This is a genomic window from Mesorhizobium sp. BAC0120 (assembly GCF_033542235.1).
Taxonomy (GTDB): Bacteria; Pseudomonadota; Alphaproteobacteria; order Rhizobiales; family Rhizobiaceae; genus JAWRCU01.
The window spans coordinates 151514-168699 of sequence record NZ_JAWRCU010000004.1 but is presented as its reverse complement, the minus strand read 5'-3'; the positions used below and the strand labels follow the sequence as shown (position 1 = coordinate 168699).

Annotated in this window: 21 protein-coding genes; 15 read left to right on the top strand and 6 right to left on the bottom strand. The window is 62.6% G+C overall.

The window, feature by feature from the left end; genetic code table 11:
* Positions 1-16: 16 nt before the first annotated feature.
* From SAZ10_RS11200 to SAZ10_RS11190, 3 genes are all read right to left on the bottom strand, one after another.
* The gene (locus SAZ10_RS11200) at positions 17-376 is read right to left on the bottom strand and encodes a tRNA-binding protein (RefSeq protein ID WP_318609291.1); all 360 of its coding nucleotides are present in this window, start codon (positions 374-376) and stop codon (positions 17-19) included.
* A gap of 10 nt (positions 377-386) precedes the next feature.
* Positions 387-887, bottom strand: coding sequence for a YbjN domain-containing protein (locus tag SAZ10_RS11195; protein WP_318609290.1), 501 nt, complete (start codon positions 885-887; stop codon positions 387-389).
* A 328-nt stretch (positions 888-1215) separates the two neighbouring features.
* On the bottom strand, positions 1216-1533 hold the full coding sequence (locus SAZ10_RS11190) for an accessory factor UbiK family protein (protein WP_318609289.1): 318 nt from the start codon (positions 1531-1533) through the stop codon (positions 1216-1218).
* 160 nt (positions 1534-1693) lie between these two features.
* Between SAZ10_RS11190 and lgt the strand changes: the two genes are divergently transcribed.
* The 7 genes from lgt (at position 1694) to chrA (ending at position 8981) form a co-directional block, all read left to right on the top strand.
* Complete coding sequence (gene lgt, locus SAZ10_RS11185) at positions 1694-2530, top strand: prolipoprotein diacylglyceryl transferase (RefSeq protein ID WP_318609638.1); 837 nt, start codon at positions 1694-1696, stop codon at positions 2528-2530.
* Between the two features lie 5 nt (positions 2531-2535).
* The gene (locus SAZ10_RS11180; protein ID WP_318609288.1) at positions 2536-3624 is read left to right on the top strand and encodes a class I SAM-dependent methyltransferase; all 1089 of its coding nucleotides are present in this window, start codon (positions 2536-2538) and stop codon (positions 3622-3624) included.
* 147 nt (positions 3625-3771) lie between these two features.
* Positions 3772-4566 carry a peptidoglycan editing factor PgeF gene (gene pgeF, locus SAZ10_RS11175; RefSeq protein WP_318609287.1) on the top strand — a complete coding sequence of 265 codons (795 nt, stop codon included), beginning with the start codon at positions 3772-3774 and terminating at the stop codon, positions 4564-4566.
* Complete coding sequence (locus tag SAZ10_RS11170) at positions 4566-5717, top strand: Xaa-Pro peptidase family protein (RefSeq protein ID WP_318609286.1); 1152 nt, start codon at positions 4566-4568, stop codon at positions 5715-5717. The genes pgeF and SAZ10_RS11170 overlap by 1 nt, the downstream gene beginning before the upstream one ends.
* 42 nt (positions 5718-5759) lie before the next feature.
* A complete protein-coding gene (locus SAZ10_RS11165) occupies positions 5760-6440 on the top strand; it encodes a hypothetical protein (protein WP_318609285.1) in 681 nt (226 codons plus the stop codon).
* A 101-nt stretch (positions 6441-6541) separates the two neighbouring features.
* A complete protein-coding gene (locus tag SAZ10_RS11160) occupies positions 6542-7474 on the top strand; it encodes a ribose-phosphate pyrophosphokinase (RefSeq protein WP_318609284.1) in 933 nt (310 codons plus the stop codon).
* Positions 7475-7745: 271 nt separating this feature from the next.
* Positions 7746-8981, top strand: coding sequence for a chromate efflux transporter (gene chrA / locus SAZ10_RS11155; protein WP_318609283.1), 1236 nt, complete (start codon positions 7746-7748; stop codon positions 8979-8981).
* Between the two features lie 211 nt (positions 8982-9192).
* Here the strand turns inward: chrA and SAZ10_RS11150 are convergent, their stop codons facing one another.
* The 3 genes from SAZ10_RS11150 to SAZ10_RS11140 all read right to left on the bottom strand — a co-directional run bounded on the left by SAZ10_RS11150 (position 9193) and on the right by SAZ10_RS11140 (position 12146).
* Complete coding sequence (locus tag SAZ10_RS11150; RefSeq protein WP_318609282.1) at positions 9193-10761, bottom strand: copper resistance CopC/CopD family protein; 1569 nt, start codon at positions 10759-10761, stop codon at positions 9193-9195.
* A 365-nt stretch (positions 10762-11126) separates the two neighbouring features.
* Entirely contained in the window at positions 11127-11642 is a 516-nt protein-coding gene (locus SAZ10_RS11145) for a YcnI family protein (protein WP_318609281.1), read from the bottom strand.
* Positions 11643-11768: 126 nt separating this feature from the next.
* On the bottom strand, positions 11769-12146 hold the full coding sequence (locus SAZ10_RS11140) for a hypothetical protein (protein WP_318609280.1): 378 nt from the start codon (positions 12144-12146) through the stop codon (positions 11769-11771).
* A gap of 226 nt (positions 12147-12372) precedes the next feature.
* Here SAZ10_RS11140 and SAZ10_RS11135 point away from each other — a divergent pair, with 226 nt between their 5' ends.
* From SAZ10_RS11135 to SAZ10_RS11100, 8 genes are all read left to right on the top strand, one after another.
* Positions 12373-13023 (top strand): 50S ribosomal protein L25/general stress protein Ctc, encoded by a 651-nt coding sequence (locus tag SAZ10_RS11135; RefSeq protein WP_318609279.1) that lies wholly within the window; start codon positions 12373-12375, stop codon positions 13021-13023.
* A gap of 23 nt (positions 13024-13046) precedes the next feature.
* Positions 13047-13796 carry an aminoacyl-tRNA hydrolase gene (gene pth, locus SAZ10_RS11130; RefSeq protein ID WP_318609278.1) on the top strand — a complete coding sequence of 250 codons (750 nt, stop codon included), beginning with the start codon at positions 13047-13049 and terminating at the stop codon, positions 13794-13796.
* A 71-nt stretch (positions 13797-13867) separates the two neighbouring features.
* Positions 13868-14119, top strand: coding sequence for a hypothetical protein (locus tag SAZ10_RS11125; protein ID WP_318609277.1), 252 nt, complete (start codon positions 13868-13870; stop codon positions 14117-14119).
* A complete protein-coding gene (locus SAZ10_RS11120) occupies positions 14109-14549 on the top strand; it encodes a PIN domain-containing protein (RefSeq protein ID WP_318609276.1) in 441 nt (146 codons plus the stop codon). Before SAZ10_RS11125 ends, SAZ10_RS11120 begins: the two co-directional genes overlap by 11 nt.
* Before the next feature lie 9 nt (positions 14550-14558).
* Entirely contained in the window at positions 14559-15662 is a 1104-nt protein-coding gene (gene ychF, locus SAZ10_RS11115; protein ID WP_318609275.1) for a redox-regulated ATPase YchF, read from the top strand.
* Positions 15663-15686: 24 nt separating this feature from the next.
* Complete coding sequence (locus SAZ10_RS11110) at positions 15687-16148, top strand: MaoC family dehydratase (RefSeq protein WP_318609274.1); 462 nt, start codon at positions 15687-15689, stop codon at positions 16146-16148.
* Positions 16145-16609, top strand: a complete 465-nt coding sequence (locus SAZ10_RS11105; RefSeq protein ID WP_318609273.1) for a MaoC family dehydratase — start codon at positions 16145-16147, stop codon at positions 16607-16609. Before SAZ10_RS11110 ends, SAZ10_RS11105 begins: the two co-directional genes overlap by 4 nt.
* A gap of 180 nt (positions 16610-16789) precedes the next feature.
* Positions 16790-17185, top strand: coding sequence for a YciI family protein (locus SAZ10_RS11100; RefSeq protein ID WP_318609272.1), 396 nt, complete (start codon positions 16790-16792; stop codon positions 17183-17185).
* Position 17186 lies beyond the last annotated feature (1 nt).

Here is a 17186-nt window from a genome sequence, read left to right as displayed (position 1 = left end):
CGGCGGAAGTGTGGGATCAGAACAGTTTCCCGCCGTTGGGGACTTTTCGCTCGACCGCGGCGAGCACCACGTCTCCGTCGGCGTCGGGAAAGCCAAGCGTCAGGACTTCCGACATAAACTTGCCGATCTGGCGCGGCGGGAAGTTCACGACAGCCATGACCTGCCGGCCGATAAGCGTCTCGGGCGTATAGTGTTTGGTGACCTGAGCCGACGATTTTTTGACGCCGATTTCGGGGCCGAAATCGATCTTCAGCTTGATGGCGGGCTTGCGTGCTTCGGGAAAGGGCTCCGCCTCGACAATCGTGCCGACACGGATGTCGACGCGTTCGAAATCGGCATAGCCGATCTCGGGATGTGGCCCCTTGCTAGCCTGCATGAGCGAGATCTCAAGCGGTACCGAAAGTTTCGAAGAGCACGCTCGCCAGCGCGTCCTTCGCCGAGACGCCCGACCAGATGACGAATTGGAAGGCCTGAAAATAGCATTCGCAGGCTTCGAGCGCGCTCGAGAGAAGCACCTCGACCTGCTGGCTGGTCGGCTCAACGCCGCCGGCAAGCAGGAGCGATTGGCGGAACATGATCGCGCCCTCCTGCTCCCACAGATCGAAATGGCCGAACAGCATCTGTTCGTTGATGAGCGACAGCAGCCGCAACACTTCCAGAGTGCGGTTCTCGGGTACCTTGATGTCGAAGGCACAGGCGAGATGCAGCGCCTCGAAATCCTCCATCCACGAAAAGGAGATATGATAATCGGTCCAGTTGCCGGCCGCGGAGATCGAGATTTCGTCATCCCCGTTGCGTTCGAAGGACCAGTCGTTCGTGTGCGCGACTTGTTCGATCACGTCTACCGGGTGGGATTCGCGGACGAGATCGATTTCAGCGAGTTCCATGAAATGCTTCCTGTCGTTTTGGGAGCGCGGTCCGGCGCCCCGCGGAATCGCACGCGTGACAAACTTGGTACTATGGCTGCCGGGCTTTTGGGCTTGGCGCTATTACTCCCCCGCCGAACCCCAACATCCAGCGCCAGATCCAGAACGGCCGTCCCGAATCATTCAACAAATTCAGTGTATTGATGACGAGTCGCGTGACCAGCCCCTTTTTTCTGCAACGGGGCTTAAGCGGGCATTAACCAACTGTCACGAAGATTCATTGTTGCCCGTTAAGCGATTCACCGAAAAGCGATTTTCGCGGTGGCGCTTTGTGGAAAAAGGCAGCGAATTATTTTTTGGCGCGCCCCTTCGAGGCAGCCTCAGACGCGCCTTCGCCCGCCTCGCCGTCGGTTTTTTCCGACAATCTGGCTTCCAGCGCCTCAAGACGCGCGGCAAGCGCCTTGTTCTCGGCGCGCGCCCTGATGGCGATTTCTCGCACCGCCTCGAACTCCTCGCGCTGCACGACTTCCATCGAGTTCAGCAGCCGCTCCGCCTGCGCGCGGAAAGCCTGCTCGACCTCGCGCCGCACACCCTGGGCCGCACCCGCTGCGTCGGTCAGCAGCTTGGCGAAATCGTCGAGGATGCGGTTCGGTCCTGATGTCGGCATGGCGAAATCTCCGCGGGCTTGAACTCGAAGTAATAGGCGACCATGCCGAATGCAAGGCGAGACTGTTGCGGGTCGCCACCTGACCCGGCTTGACCATGCCAAGCCGCTGCCGCATGGTCCGCGCGTGTCTGGCGCGGAGGACCCGTTGCTTTCCGATTTGATGCTGCCGTTGACGGCGCTGCCCTTCCCGAACATCGACCCGGTGCTGATCCGCATCGGGCCGCTCGCGATCCATTGGTATGGCGTCGGCTACATCGTCGGTATTCTCTTCGGCTGGTGGTATTCGAAGCGCCTTGTCGCCGACACGAGACTTTGGCCGGAAGGCAGAAGCCCCATGCGGCCGGAGGACATTGACGATTTCCTTGTTTGGGCAGCAATCGGCATCGTCCTTGGCGGTCGCACGGGCTACGTCCTTTTCTATGATTTGCCGCGTTTTCTAGCTCGCCCCCAGGACATCATCGCGGTGTGGCAAGGCGGCATGTCGTTCCATGGCGGCCTGCTCGGGACCATCCTTGCCATGATATTGTTCGCCTGGCGGCGTAAAATCCCGGTCTGGAGCCTGTTCGACGTGATCTCCTGTGGGGTCCCGGTCGGGCTCGGGCTGGTGCGGATCGCCAACTTCATCAATTCGGAGCTCTGGGGAAAGCCGACCAGCGTTCCCTGGGCCGTCGAGTTTCCGAATGGCGGGCCGTTTCCGCGCCACCCCTCGCAGATCTATGAGGCATTGCTCGAAGGATTGGTCCTTTTCCTGGTGCTGCGACTTCTCACCCACCGTTTGCTGAAGCTCGGCTCTCCCGGCTTCGTGTCCGGCTTTTTCGTGATGGGCTACGGCATGGCGCGCATCTTCGTCGAATTCTTCCGCGAGCCCGACCAGCAGATCGGCTATTTGTTCGGCGGCTGGCTGACCATGGGTATGCTGCTTTCCACGCCGATGGTTCTCATCGGTCTTTGGGCCGTGCTCACCGCAAAATCGGAGGCGGCGCCCGCCCGCGCCTGACCGCCTTGTCCGGATTGCGCGACAGGATCGTACGGCTGATCGAGGCGAACGGCCCGTTGTCGATCGCGGACTACATGGCATTTTGCCTGTTCGATCCGAAGGACGGCTATTATACGACACGTGAGCCCTTCGGCGCTTCTGGCGATTTCACCACCGCGCCCGAGATAAGCCAGATGTTCGGCGAGCTAGTCGCCGTCTGGCTGCTCACTGCATGGCGCGCGCTTGGCCGGCCCTCTCCCGTCACACTCGCTGAAATCGGGCCTGGTCGCGGCACTTTGATGAAAGACATGCTGCGGGTGCTCGGCCGGCTTGGGCCGGACCTGTGGGGCAGCGCCTCCGTCGCCATGATCGAGACGAGCCCGCGGCTGGTTGCCGTCCAGAAGGCGACGCTCGGCGATCTGGCCGACCGTCCCGAATGGCACGAAACGATCGACACGCTGCCCCGCCAGCCCTTGTTGATCGTTGCAAACGAGCTGTTCGATGCAATCCCGATCAGGCAGTACGTCAAGGCCGACGGCCGCTGGATGGAGCGCGCGGTCGGGTTGACCGAGGCCCGCGAATTGATGTTCACGGCACGACCCGGCGCACCGGATCCGGCCCTGCTTCCACCTGACGCCGCAACCGCTCCTGACGGCGCAATCGCGGAGCTCTCGCCGGCGCGCACGGCGCTGATGGAAATGCTGGCGGAGCGGGTAGCGGAAGGTGGCGCCGCGGCGCTCCTGATAGACTACGGCTATTCGAAGCCTGCCGTCGGCGATACCTTGCAGGGGCTTTCGCATCATGCCTATACCGACCCGCTCGCAGACCCCGGCAAAGCCGACCTCACCGCCCATGTCGATTTCTCGGCGCTTTCAGAGGTGGCCAAGGCGCATGGGCTTGACGCGCATCTCCTGCCGCAAGGCGAGTTCCTGCTGCGTATGGGACTTCTGGAACGGGCCGGCCAGCTTGGGGCCGCGGCCGATTCGGCAACGCGGCGCAGGCTGCAAAGCGAGGTCGACCGGCTCGCGGGATCGGACGGCATGGGAACGCTGTTCAAGGTGCTCGCGATTGCGCCAACTGGAGCCCCACTTCCGGCTTTCCTGCCAATGCAATAGCTCACTGCACGGCTCTACTTCGCCAAGTCACCTCTCCGCTTCGGATTGACTTGACCGGCACCCTGCCGCAGTCTCGCGCGCGACAGAGAAGGTCGGCCGGCACGGAGCACCGTCAGGGACCGACCCCGCAAAACGACAAGGCGGCGCATGTTGGACATCAGAAAGCCGGACCCCGTCCGCTCACCGGCGCTTGACGCAATTCTGCCGTCCGGGATCCGCCATGGCTATTTCACGCGGCTCGGCGGCATTTCCGAAGGCATCTACCAGGGCTTGAACATCGGTGTCGGCTCGCATGACGCTCCTGAGCGGGTGCGCGAGAATCGCCGGCGGGTCGCGCTGTGGATGGGCGTTGCTCCGGAGCGGTTGCTTACTGCATACCAGGTCCATTCTCCGGATGTGATCGTGGTTCGCGGCCCCTTCGAAGGCGAACGGCCGAAGGCCGACGCGCTCGTGACCGATCGGCCGGGCGTTGCGCTCGGCGTCTCGACTGCCGATTGCGGGCCGGTGCTCTTTGCCGATCCCGATGCGCGCGTGATCGGCGCCGCACATGCCGGGTGGAAAGGCGCCTTCACCGGCGTTCTGGAAAACACTGTTGCGGCAATGGAGCGGCTTGGCGCCGGCCGGGAAAGAATCATCGCCGTTCTCGGGCCTTCGATCGGGCCGGCGAACTATGAGGTCGGCCCCGAATTCATCGAGCGTTTCGTCGCCGATGATGCCGGCAACCAACGTTACTTCGCCTCCGCCTCGAGGCCCGGCCACGCCATGTTCGACCTCAATAGCTATACGGTCGACCGGCTCGCGCGCGCCGGCGTCAGGGCGGAGAAGCTCGACCGCTGCACCTATGCCGAGGAAGAGCTGTTCTATTCATACCGGCGCACCACGCACCGCAAGGAGGCCGATTACGGCCGGCAGATATCGGCGATTGTTCTGGAGGAAATCTGATGGCGCTGCATTTCGAGCGAACCGAATTCGATGCGCGCCGCGACCGCCTGCTGATCGAGATGACCGAAAAGAAGCTCGACGCGATCCTGCTGTTTGCCCAGGAGAGCATGTACTGGCTGACAGGCTACGATACGTTCGGCTTCTGCTTTTTTCAGTGCCTTGTCGTCAAGTCGGACGGCTCGATGGTATTGCTCACACGCTCGGCCGACCTCAGACAGGCCAGGCAGACCTCGATCATCGATAACATCGTCGTGTGGACCGATCGCGACAACGCCAACCCGGCAGTCGACCTGCGCAACCTGTTGAATGATCTTGACCTGCTCGGCTGTCGCATCGGCGTCGAATACGACACCCATGGGCTGACCGCCTACAATGGCCGTCGCCTCGACGAGCAGCTCGCCACTTTCGGCCAGATCGTGGATGCATCGGGCATCGTCTCTCGGCTACGCCTCTTCAAAAGTCCGGCAGAGGTCGCGAAGACCGAAAAAGCTGCGGAGCTGGCAGACGCCGCATTCGATGCCGCGCTGCCGCTGATCAAGGCCGGCGGCGACGAGGCGGACATCCTTGCCGCCATGCAGGGCGCCGTCTTTTCGGGAGGCGGCGACTACCCTGCCAATGAGTTCATCATCGGTTCCGGTGCCGACGCTCTGCTCTGCCGTTACAAGGCCGGCCGTCGCAAGCTGACCAAAAACGATCAGCTTACGCTCGAATGGGCGGGCGTCTTCCACCACTACCACGCAGCGATGATGCGCACCGTGCTTACCGGGAGGGCGTCGAAGCGGCACCAGGAGCTGTTCGAGGCTTCGCGGGACGCGCTTCTTGCGGTCGAAAAAGCGATGATACCCGGAAATAGTTTCGGCGATGTCTTCGACGCACACGCCAAGACCATGGAGGCGCATGGGCTGACCCGCCACCGGCTGAATGCCTGCGGCTATTCGCTCGGGGCCCGCTTTGCGCCTTCGTGGATGGACATGCCGATGTTCTACCAGGGCAACCCGGAGCCGATCGCGCCCAATATGACGCTGTTCGCGCACATGATCATCATGGATTCGGAAACCGAGACAGCAATGACGCTCGGCCGAACCTACCTGACGACGGAAGCTCAACCAAAGCCGCTTTCCCGTCATGATCTCACCTTGATCGTTCAGTGAAGCCGCGTAAAAACAGAGGAGCCGTCGGGAGCTAGCCAGCGGATGAAGCGGTCGGCAAGACTTGCCGCATGCCTGGTCGCCTCGCTCGCGACCGCCTCCTGCACGAGCTCGGGCGTGACGCCGCCGGCCGAGGTCGGGGCGAGTGGACCGACGGCACAGATGTCGCCAAGCCTCGCCCCGACGACATCCACCACCTTGGCCGCACCGTCTCCAGGTCTGGCGGCAAGTCCGCAAGGCACCCCCAATGTTGTGCCTTCCGGCAGTGGGCTAAGCCAGGCGCCTGAAGGAACCCAGGCTTCGACCGCCCTGCCCCAAGGCAACGGCGGACAGGCTTCCGCCATCACGGCATCGCGCATCGAGCTTGCACCCATTACCGGAGCGACAAGCCAGGTCACAGCATCGCTCGATCAACGCCTGTGGGAACGCGCCCGCCAGCGCGGCATAGGGATCGCCGACAAGGGCGCTTTCCCCACGCATATTCTCAAAGGCTATTTCTCGGAGGTCGACGACGGTTCCTCGACCACGGTGATCTACGTCTGGGATGTGCTCGACCCTTCCGGCAGCCGGCTCCACCGCATCCAGGGGCAGGCCAAAGCCAAGGGCAAGGGTGGCTGGGCCGCCGTGCCGGCGAGGACCATGCAGGAAATAGCCGACCACACGATCGATGAATTTGCCCGGTGGCTATCGAGCCGCACCGCGCAAAATGCGCCCGCACCCGGCTAACCGATTCTTTGGATTCACGCCACAAACCGTTCATGCGCGCTTGCAATAGCTGCCCGGACCGGTAAAAGCCGGCTCAGTTTGGCGGTCTCACCACGGTCTCAATGAAACTTTTTGCAGGCAATTCGAATCGGGTGCTGGCCGAGGCGGTCGCCCGCTATCTGAACATTCCCATTGGAAGGGCCAGCGTCCGCCGCTTCGCGGACCAGGAGATATTTGTCGAAATCCAGGAGAACGTCCGCGGTGAGGACGTATTCGTCCTGCAGTCGACCTCCTATCCGACGAACGATCACCTGATGGAAATGCTGATCATGATCGACGCGTTCCGCCGCTCCTCGGCGCGGCGCATCACGGCGGTCATCCCCTATTTCGGCTACGCGCGGCAGGACCGCCGCGCCTCGGGACGCACACCTATCTCGGCCAAGCTCGTGGCGAATCTGATCACCCAGGCGGGCGCCGATCGCGTGCTCACCCTCGACCTGCACGCCGGTCAGATCCAGGGTTTCTTCGACATCCCGACCGACAATCTGTTCGCCGTTCCGGTGATGGCGCGCGACATCAAACAGAAATACAACCTGTCCAACATCATGGTCGTGTCGCCCGACGTTGGCGGCGTGGTCCGCGCGCGAGCGCTTGCCAAACGCTTCGATGCCCAGCTCGCAATCGTCGACAAGCGCCGCGAGCGGCCGGGCGAATCGGAAGTGATGAACATCATCGGCGAGGTGCACGGCAAGGATTGCCTGCTCTATGACGACATCGTGGATTCCGGCGGCACGCTCTGCAACGCAGCGGACGCGCTGCTTGCACATGGCGCAGCCAGCGTGACGGCCTACGGCACACATGGCGTGCTTTCGGGCGGCGCGGTCGCCCGCATCGCCGGCTCGAAGCTGAAGGAACTGGTGATCACCGATTCGATCCAGCCGACCTCCGGCGTCGAAGCGGCCGAGAACATCCGTGTCCTTTCGATCGCCGATCTGATCGGTGAAGCGATCTCTCGCACCGCGACAGAGGAATCGGTTTCGAGCCTGTTCGACTAGCGCATCGAACCGAACTGAAGGACCGGCAGCGAAAATTGCCCAGCGGCTTCCGCATAAGTCCGATACGGAATACAGCGGCGTCACGATCCAACTCGAACGCACCCGCCCCTCGGCTCGATCCTTTCGATCACCGGCCTGACCGGTGGAAGATCTCGCGCACGACGCCATAGGCGTCGGGGTGCCCGCCCTCAACGAAGCCTTCCAGCATTGCGTTTACCTGTCATATTGAAGCGCCAGAATGCAGGACCCGGGTCCGCGATAGGCTTGGCACATGGACGCAAAACCGACCCGCGGTAGGGGGAACGCGGGATACACGTCGGCGCTGGTGATATTGGGCGTCTTCCTGAAACTCGGCCTGACCTCGTTCGGCGGCCCGATTGCCCACCTCGGCTATTTCCGCGCAGAATTCGTCGCGCGCCGACGCTGGCTGGACGAGCGCGTCTATGCCGACCTTGTCGCTCTTTGCCAGTTCCTGCCAGGTCCGGCATCGAGCCAGGTTGGCTTCGCCGTCGGCCTGATGCGCGGCGGCATCATCGGCGCGCTTGCTGCATGGGTCGGCTTCACCCTGCCTTCGGCGCTTCTCCTGCTCGCCTTTGCCCAGGGCGTCGATACGCTCACCGGCCCTGTTGCGGCCGGCGCACTGCACGGTCTCAAGATCGTTGCCGTCGCGGTCGTCGCGCAGGCTGTCTGGGGTATGGCTCGGACGCTCGCGCCGGACAGGCCGCGCGCAACCATCGCCGGGTTTGCCGTCCTGGCGGTGGTTCTGGTCGGGGGTGCCCTGGGGCAGATCGCGGCGATCGCGTTTGGAGCGATCATTGGCATTGCGCTCGCCGGCCACTGGATCGCGAATCCGCAGAATGCCGATACCGGAGACGGCCTTCCTTCGACCATCCCGCTCAAAGCCGCAGGCGCGTTGATCGTTGCCGCGCTTCTCCTGCTCGCCACACTCCCCATTGCACGCAATCTTGGCATCGGCGGCCAGGGGCTTGCGCTGTTCGACGCGTTCTACCGCGCGGGGGCACTCGTGTTCGGCGGCGGCCACGTCGTGCTGCCGCTACTGAAGGAATCCGTGGTGGCAAGCGGTTGGGTGAGCCCTGACGCTTTCCTTGCCGGTTATGGCGCGGCACAGGCGGTTCCCGGGCCCCTCTTCACCATTGCTGCCTATCTGGGAGCAGTAAGCACCCCTGCCCCGAATGGCGTTGTCGGCGCAATGATCGCATTGGTCGCGATCTTCCTTCCGGGCCTGCTTCTTGTGGCGGGCACGCTGCCGTTCTGGAGTTCGGTGAGCCATGTCGGACCGGTGCGCTCGGCGATGATCGGGATCAATGCCGCAGTGGTCGGCGTACTGGGAGCCGCGCTCTACGATCCTGTCTTCACAGGCGCTGTGCATTCACCGCCGGATTTTGCGCTGGCGCTGGTCGCCTTCCTGCTTCTGACGGTGTGGAGAACGCCGCCCTGGGTCGTCGTCCTCTTCACTGGTGCATGCGGAGCGCTGCTGCTACCCTGAAACTCGCTAGTGCATCGGACCGAAAAGTGCGCAGCGGTTTTCGGAAGAATCCGATGCTGAAACAAAGAGATAGAGCGGCGTGCCGGTTCAATCTGAATGCACGCCGCTCTAGATGCATTTTGCAGCCAAGTGGAATCACTTGCCGTTGCACAAATGCGGCAAAAACAAACCGATAGAGCGGCAGCCCGGATTCATCCGGGCGTCAGCCGCTCTAGCGCTTTATCGCCGCCTCGCCTTCTAGCTTGGTCGTCTCGAAATCGGAAATGAGGACGTCCACCGCGATCTTCCAGCGGCCTGCAATCGGGATGGTCAGGTCGCTTACCCGCCAATTGCCATCCAGAAGCTCCGCCTTGCGTCGAATCGACTCGATGCCGGCCGCCGGATTTGACAGGCTGACGGTCACCTCCTTGGCCTGCAGGGGATCGAAAGACGGGCTCATAATGAATGCCGAGATGACAACGGCGCCGGCACGGCCGGGCGTGACCGTTACGTCCGCCATCGCCTTTTCCCCATGGAGATGGATTGCGGCAGGCTGCGCCGCCTCGATCGCGATGGCGCGCGGTGGCGGCGTGAAGCGCCACAGCGCGACAACGCCGAGGATGAGTGCGACGAGCACGAGTTCGAGGCGCACAGCCCGGGTCAGCCTGCGGTTCGCGACCGCATCGCCATCCGCGGCCGGCTTGGTCAATCGCCATCGGTTACCGGCAGCAAGCGCAAAGAGCGCCGCGACGATGCCAAGCTTGATCGAGAGCACATAACCGTAGCTCGTCGTGAGAAGCGCCGCGGGCGTCTCGACCTGGATCACAGCAAGAACGACGCCGGAGACGACGAGCGCTGCGAGCGGCCAGGGGATGAGGTAGGAGAATCTACGAAGTGCGGCGCCGCTCTGTGGATCTCCGCTTGGCAGCAATCCTGCCAGGGGCACAAGCGCGCCGACCCAGAAGGCGATCGTCGCCGCGTGGAGAAAGACGGCCGGTCGCGTCAGCCAGTGCGGCTCGGCGTCGCTCGCGTGACCGCTGGCGGCGAGCGCAAGCCCCACGCCGGCAAGCGCCAGCGAAGACAATGGCTGGGCAAACGCCTTGGCTCGGATTTGCAGCGCGACGAGTGCAGCGACAATCGCGGCGGCCGCTATCTCCGCCATATCGGCGAGGCTGGTCGCCATGCCCGCGCTCCAGGTGGCGCGGCTGACGATCGCCGAAAGCGGCAATTGGAGCGCATCGAGACCTTGCAGGCCGGGTGAGACGAACGCTGCGACAAGCCCCAACAGAAGTGCCGTTCGAACAAAGATGCGAACGCCGCCGGCGGCCGGTCCAACCCATGAGAGAAAGAATACGCCGCCTATACCGAAGAAGAGTCCTGCGTAGAGGCCGAGCTTGCTGAACCAGATCACGACAAGCACCGGCAGGCTCTCCGGCGCATTGATGTCGGGCGGCCCTGACGCACTTGGCGCGCCGACGGAAAAGACCACAGAGCCCCCCACGGGATGGCCATCCGCCGACACGACGCGCCAGACAAGCACATGTGTGCCTTCGGACAGCGCCGGCGCGGCGAACGCAACCGTGGTGTCCTTCAGGACGTAACGATCGAGCGGAGCGGCAGCGCCATCAGGACGGACGAGCTTGAGCACCAGCGGCGAGACGGGCTCGTTGAAGGTCAGCGACATTTCCTTCGGCGTCGCGGCAACTACTGCGCCCTCGGCTGGAACCGTGGAGATGAGCGCGGCGTGGGCGTGGGCGTGGTTGATCGAGAGAAAAGAGATGCAGATGGAGATGACGGCCAACCAAAGTCCAAAATTCGCGGCAACATTCCAGAACCGCGCTCTGTCGCGCCCCCCTCTGTCCTGCCGGACATCTCCCCCAAAAAGGGGGAGATCGGCCTTCATTTTTGACGGCGCTCGTTCAGCAACGTTGCAAGTTGGCGAAGCCATTGATGACAGCCGATCTCCCCCCTTGTGGGGGGTGAGCAGCCGGTTCGCGAAGCGAATTCGTCGTGCCGGTGGCACGACGAAAGGCCAGCGAACGCCGGGACGGTGCGAAGCACCGGGGACCCGGCCGGGTCCGGCAGGACAGAGGGGGGCAACGTAGGGCATCAACTTTGCCGTTTCAGCCTATGAGATGACCGTGAGCTTTGGCGGTTCCCCGGAACCTACTCCTTCATCAGCTTGACGCCCGGCGCTGGGTGCTCGAGCGTCTCCGGATCCTGTCCCTTGGCCGGAATTTCGATCCAGCGATCGACGACATCGCCGCATTCCTGAACGACGGGGAAGTAGAGTGTCTCACCTGCCGGCAGGCCCTCGGTCAGCATCGCCCGGAAGACGAACTCGTCATAGAAATCGTCCGGCAGTTCGCCTCCGCTCCAGGCAATCTCCTTGACGCCGTCGCTGACCGGCGTGCCGTAGAGATCATAGCTCTTCGCATATTTGCCCTTGACGGTCTCGAGCTTCCACCCGGGTTTCGGCATCGGCTTTGTCGCAATCACACCCTCGGGAATTTGCACCCGCACGGCGGTCGTTGCCTTGCCGTCGCAACCATGTGGCACGCGCAGCACTGCTTTGTAGGTCGAGCCAACCTTGGCTTCGTCCTTTTCCAGGGTGATATGGGCCAGGGCGGTCGAGGCGCTGAAGGCCAGAGCGCCGAACGCAATCGTGAAAGTCCTGAACATGAATATCTCCAAAGATCTCGCGGCCTGGAGGGGGTCCTGCCCTTTAGGCTCCAAAGTCGCGCAAACATTTCCGAATGCCGGCAAGCACGCTCACGGAGCGGCGGAGCCGACGCGCTTGGTCGATGTTCAGGCGAGGGGCGGCGCTTGCGGTGGCGCGGCGGGAGGGAAGGCAGGCCGCACAAGAATAGGCGCGGCAATTGCAGGCGCAATGCGGTCGGCCAGCCCTGTAATGACGGCGGCAATCTCGATCGGAGCCGGAACGGCAATGGCCCCCGCGATCAGGCAAGCGTCGCAAGGCAGCGCATGTGGGGCGTGCGGATCGCCTTTCTCGGCCGGCAGCGTGACGCAGATGACCGGAATGGATCCATCCGGAAAGGCATAGGCCGAGGCCTCGGGCACATTCCCGCCGAGATCGAGCGGTCGGTGCGCGAAAGCGACAAGAACCAGCGCGAGGGCGCTGAAGAAGCGCACCCAAAACCGCCAGTCGATCGTCACTCGTCCCATCGATCCCACCTTCAAACGATCGGTAGCCCAGATAGCGGCAGCCGTCGATGCGGCAAGAAGTACGCCCTAAACTTGCACCTTGTGCGTCGTTCCGCTATAGAGCCGCCACCCGCGTAGACACCCTTGGAGGCAACGCGGAGGAAAGCCGCCGAAACGGCGGCTTTCGACGTTTGGGCAGGCCGCTACGCCCGCTGCAAACGCTCCAGCAAACGCGAAAGGAAAAGCCATGAGCCATCAGGCATACGAGCTCAAGGCCGAAGCGCGCGAACGGGTCGGTAAGGGGTCCGCCCGGGAAGTTCGGCGCAACGGCAAAGTCCCTGCAGTCATTTATGGCGACAAGCAGCCGCCCCTGGCGATCGCCCTGTCCTACAAGGAAATCTTCCTCAAGATCCACGCGGGTGGTTTCCTGACCACCGTCGCCACGATCGACGTCGACGGCCAGAAGATCCAGGTCCTCCCCAAGGACTATCAGCTTGATCCCGTCCGCGACTTCCCCGTCCATGTCGACTTTCTGAGGATCGGCAAGGACACCGAGGTGAATGTCGACGTGCCGGTGCACTTCATCAACGAGGAAAAGTCGCCCGGCCTCAAGCGCGGCGGCGTTCTGAACATCGTGCGCCATTCGGTCGAGTTCCATTGCCGGGCCAATGCTATCCCTGAGTTCATCACAATCGACCTCACCGGAGCCGAAATCGGGGATTCCATCCACATCTCGTCGGTGAAGCTGCCGGAAGGCGTGCGCCCGGTGATCGCGGATCGCGACTTCACGATCGCCACCGTCGCCGGCTCGTCGGCCATGAAGCCTGAGGCGGTCGAACAGCCAGGTGCCGAACAGGCCGAGCCAGCTGCAGCGGAAGCCGAAGAAGAGAAGAAATAGGCAGACGCGCCGGGAGAGGCCCGATGCTCGTCTTTGCAGGTCTCGGCAACCCTGGCGCGCGGTACGCAAAGAACCGGCACAATGTCGGCTTCATGGCGGCGGACGCAATACACCGCCGCCATTCCTTTTCGCCCTGGTCGAAGAAGTTTCAGGCCGAGATCGCCGAGGGCAAGCTCGGTGGCGAGAAGGTGCTGCTCGTCAAGCCGCAGACCTTCATGAACCTCTCCGGCCAGGCAGTCGGCGAGGCGCTGCGATTCTACAAGCTTTCACCTGGCGATCTTACTGTCTTCTATGACGAGATCGACCTCGCGCCCGGCAAGGTGCGGGTGAAGATCGGTGGTGGGGCCGGCGGGCACAACGGCATCCGCTCGCTCGACGGTCATCTCGGGCAGGAATACCGGCGCGTACGCATCGGCGTCGGCCATCCCGGCGTCAAGGAGATGGTCATGCCGCATGTGCTCGGTGATTTCAGCAAAGCCGATCACGAGTGGCTCGACCCATTGCTCGAAGCGCTGGCCGACAATGTGGACCTACTGCTTACGAGCGACGACAACGGCTTCATGAACAAGCTGAGCCTGGCAGTGCCAGGTGCCGCCAAGTCGCCGCGCGCGAAAGCAAATCAAGCTGCCGGCGAGCCCTCATCTGACGGCACGCAGCCAAAAGGCAAAGGCCAAAGCCACATCCGCCAGGCGCGGCCTCATGGACCTTCGGTCAAGGTGCCGGAGAGCGGCCCTATGGCGGCGATGCTGAAGAAGCTATTTGGCAAGGAATAGGCCCGTCGCTTGCTGCAGCCGGCTTCGCGGCCTATATGAATTCACGAATCTCGTGTTTTCGTGAGATCGTGATGAAGAACGTAACCATTTCAATGAGAGACGAGGTGCTCCAAGAGGTGCGCGTTGAGGCTGCGAAGGCGGGCAAAAGCGTGTCCAGGTACATTGCGGACATGCTTGAGCAAAGCATGGGAAAATCAGTCTCTGCTAAGCCGTCCACCCGAGACGCTCAAATGGAGGCACTTGAGCGTGTGCTCAGCGGTCCCAAATGGAGCGTAATGCGCAACGGCCGGATGCCGACGGCCGAGGAGCGCAATGAAAGGTAGGACGTTTATTGACAGCAACGTCTTCCTCTACGCAGCAGAGAAAGGAGCTCTTGAAAAATCACATCAAGCCGCAACCTGGCTCCGCTATCTTCTGGGATCCGGCGTAGGTGTCGCCAATCTGCAGGTGATGAACGAAATCACGAACGTCTTGATCAAGCGCGGCCGGATGGAAGCTGAGGAAATCTTCCCAATCGTCGACTCTTACTCGCTGTTCGGAACAACGCCGTTGAGCGAAGAAACGGTTGCCGCGGCGCGTCTCCTGCATTTTGAAACAAGCTTTTCCTGGTGGGATTGCCTCCTGCTTGCCTCCGCCATTGAGCTGCAATGCACTAACTTCCTCTCCGAGGATTTGCAGGATCAGCGGAAAATCCGTGGGTTGACGATCATCAATCCCTTCCGGCATAGCCCTCCTCAACGTCCGCTCCACTAGGATTGCATCATGGGCTTCAAATGCGGGATCGTTGGGCTCCCCAACGTCGGCAAATCGACATTATTCAATGCGCTGACGCGCACTGCCGCCGCACAGGCGGCGAATTATCCATTCTGCACGATCGAGCCGAATACCGGCGAGGTGGCGGTGCCGGACCCGCGACTGGAGAAGATCGCGGCGACCGCCAAGTCCAAGGAGATCATCCCGACCCGCATCTCCTTCGTCGACATCGCCGGGCTGGTGCGCGGCGCCTCCAAGGGTGAAGGGCTCGGCAACCAGTTCCTCGCCAATATCCGTGAGGTCGACGCAATCGTCCACGTGCTGCGCTGTTTCGAGGATGACGACATTACCCATGTCGAGGGGCGTATCGACCCGGTCGCCGATGCCGAAACGGTCGAAACCGAATTGATGCTCGCCGATCTCGAAAGCCTGGAGAGGCGCGTCGTGCAGGTGAGGAAGCGCGCCCAAGGCAAGGACAAGGAAGCGCTCACCCTGCTACCCGTCATGGAAAAGGCCCTGGAATTGTTGCAGGCCGGCAAGCCCGTTCGGGTGATGCTTTCAGGAATTTCAGCGGAGGAGCTGAGGATCCTGCAGGGGCTGAACCTGCTCACCTCCAAGCCGGTCCTCTATGTGGCAAACGTCGCCGAACGGGATGCCGCAACCGGCAACGACCATACGCTCGCCGTCGAGAAGATGGCGGCCGAACAGGGTGCGCGCACCGTGACCATCTCCGCGGCAATCGAGGCTGAGGTGGCGCAGCTTCCCGACGAGGAGGAGCACGAGTTCCTGGAGACCATGGGCCTGCACGAGCCCGGTCTCGACAGGCTGATCCGTGCCGGCTACGAGCTTTTGCACCTCATCACCTATTTCACCGCCGGCCCGAAGGAGACCCGCGCCTGGACGATCGAGAAGGGCACCAAGGCGCCTCAGGCGGCGGGCGTCATTCACACCGATTTCGAGCGTGGCTTCATCCGCGCACAGACCATCGCCTATGACGACTTCGTCACGCTCGGCGGCGAGGTGGCCGCCAAGGAGGCCGGCAAGGCGCGCGACGAAGGCAAGGACTACGTCGTCCAGGACGGCGACGTGATGCTGTTCAAGTTCAACACGTAAGTGGTGTGGAACAAGGGAGGGCTGATGGGTTCGCAGAAATGGGCCTATGAGGATCTAACGGCAGGAACCTCGATCTCTCTCGGCTCGAAGCTTGTAACGGCCGAAGAGGTCATCGAGTTCGCCAGCGAGTTCGATTTCCAGCCCATGCATCTCGACGAGGAAGCCGGCAATGCCAGCATTCTCGGCGGGCTTTCAGCCTCAGGATGGCATACCTGCTGCATGTTCATGCGCATGCTTTGCGACGGCTTCCTGCTGGATTCCACATCGCAGGGCTCGCCGGGAATAGAATATGCCAAATGGAAGAAGCCGGTCCTCGCCGGTGACGTTCTGACGGGGCAATGCACCGTGGTCGACAAGCGGACGTCCAGCTCGCGGGCCGGCCTCGGCTTCGTCAAGATCCGCAGCGAGCTCTATAACCAGCGCGGTGAGCAGGTGTTCGAGCTCGAGAACACCGCCATGTTCCTGACCCGCGAGGCAGCTCGATGAAGCTCGACGAATTCTTTCGCGTCGGCGAAACAGTCGAGATCGGCTCCTATAGCTTCACATCGGAAGCCATCAAGGCCTTCGCCAGGAAATACGACCCGCAGCCTTTCCATGTCGATGAAGAGGCAGCGAAGCGGAGCATATTCGGCGGGCTCTGCGCGTCCGGCTGGCACACAGCCTCGGCCTGGATGAGGTGCAACCTGCAGACGCGCCCCGACGCCGCCCCGTGGGACGGCCCGGGTCCACGGCCCGAATTCGGCCCCTCCCCCGGCTTCAAGAACCTCAGTTGGCCAAAGCCAGTCTATGCCGGCGAAACGGTGCGCTACACGCGCAAATCGCTCGAGCATCGCGCGCTCGTTTCACGGCCGGGCTGGCGCGTCTTGTCGCTGCTTTGCGAGGGGTTCGATTCGACCGGCGACAAGGTGATCGAGTTCGAAAGCGCAGTGCTGGTCAAGGTGGAATAGCGATCGCCCACCCCGGCATTCGCCGACACTACGTCCAGGAAAAGCGCAGTCGGCCCTTGCCGCCGCCAGATGCCAAACGCAAATTGAAAAAGAAATCTGCGGCCGCGTCCGACTTCGGCGTGCACGCGCGTCATTGGGGCGAGCGACGATCATGCGCTCCAAGCTGAAAGGACGAAAACCATGCAATACGCGCTCCTCTATTACCACAGCCTCGACGAATTCACCGCGCGAGACGATCCGGAAAAGCGCAGGGCCTTCTGGGCGGCGTTTGTGCCTTACATGAAAGCCCTGCAGGACGCCGGCATTGTGGTCGGAGGTGCCGGTCTCCAGAAACCGGCGACGGCAACCTCGCTCAGACCCGACAATAGTGGCCAGCATGTTCAGGACGGTCCCTTCGCCGATACCAAGGAGCAGCTCGCCGGCTTCTTCCTGATCGACGTGCCGGACATGGACACCGCGCTGAAATGGGCCGCTCGCTATCCGGCCCCTCCTGGCTGCGGTGTCGAGGTCCGGCCTTGCCTGCCGCCGGCAGACCGCGACGCAATGCTGAAGATGGCAACGGCCGGAAACGGGTAGG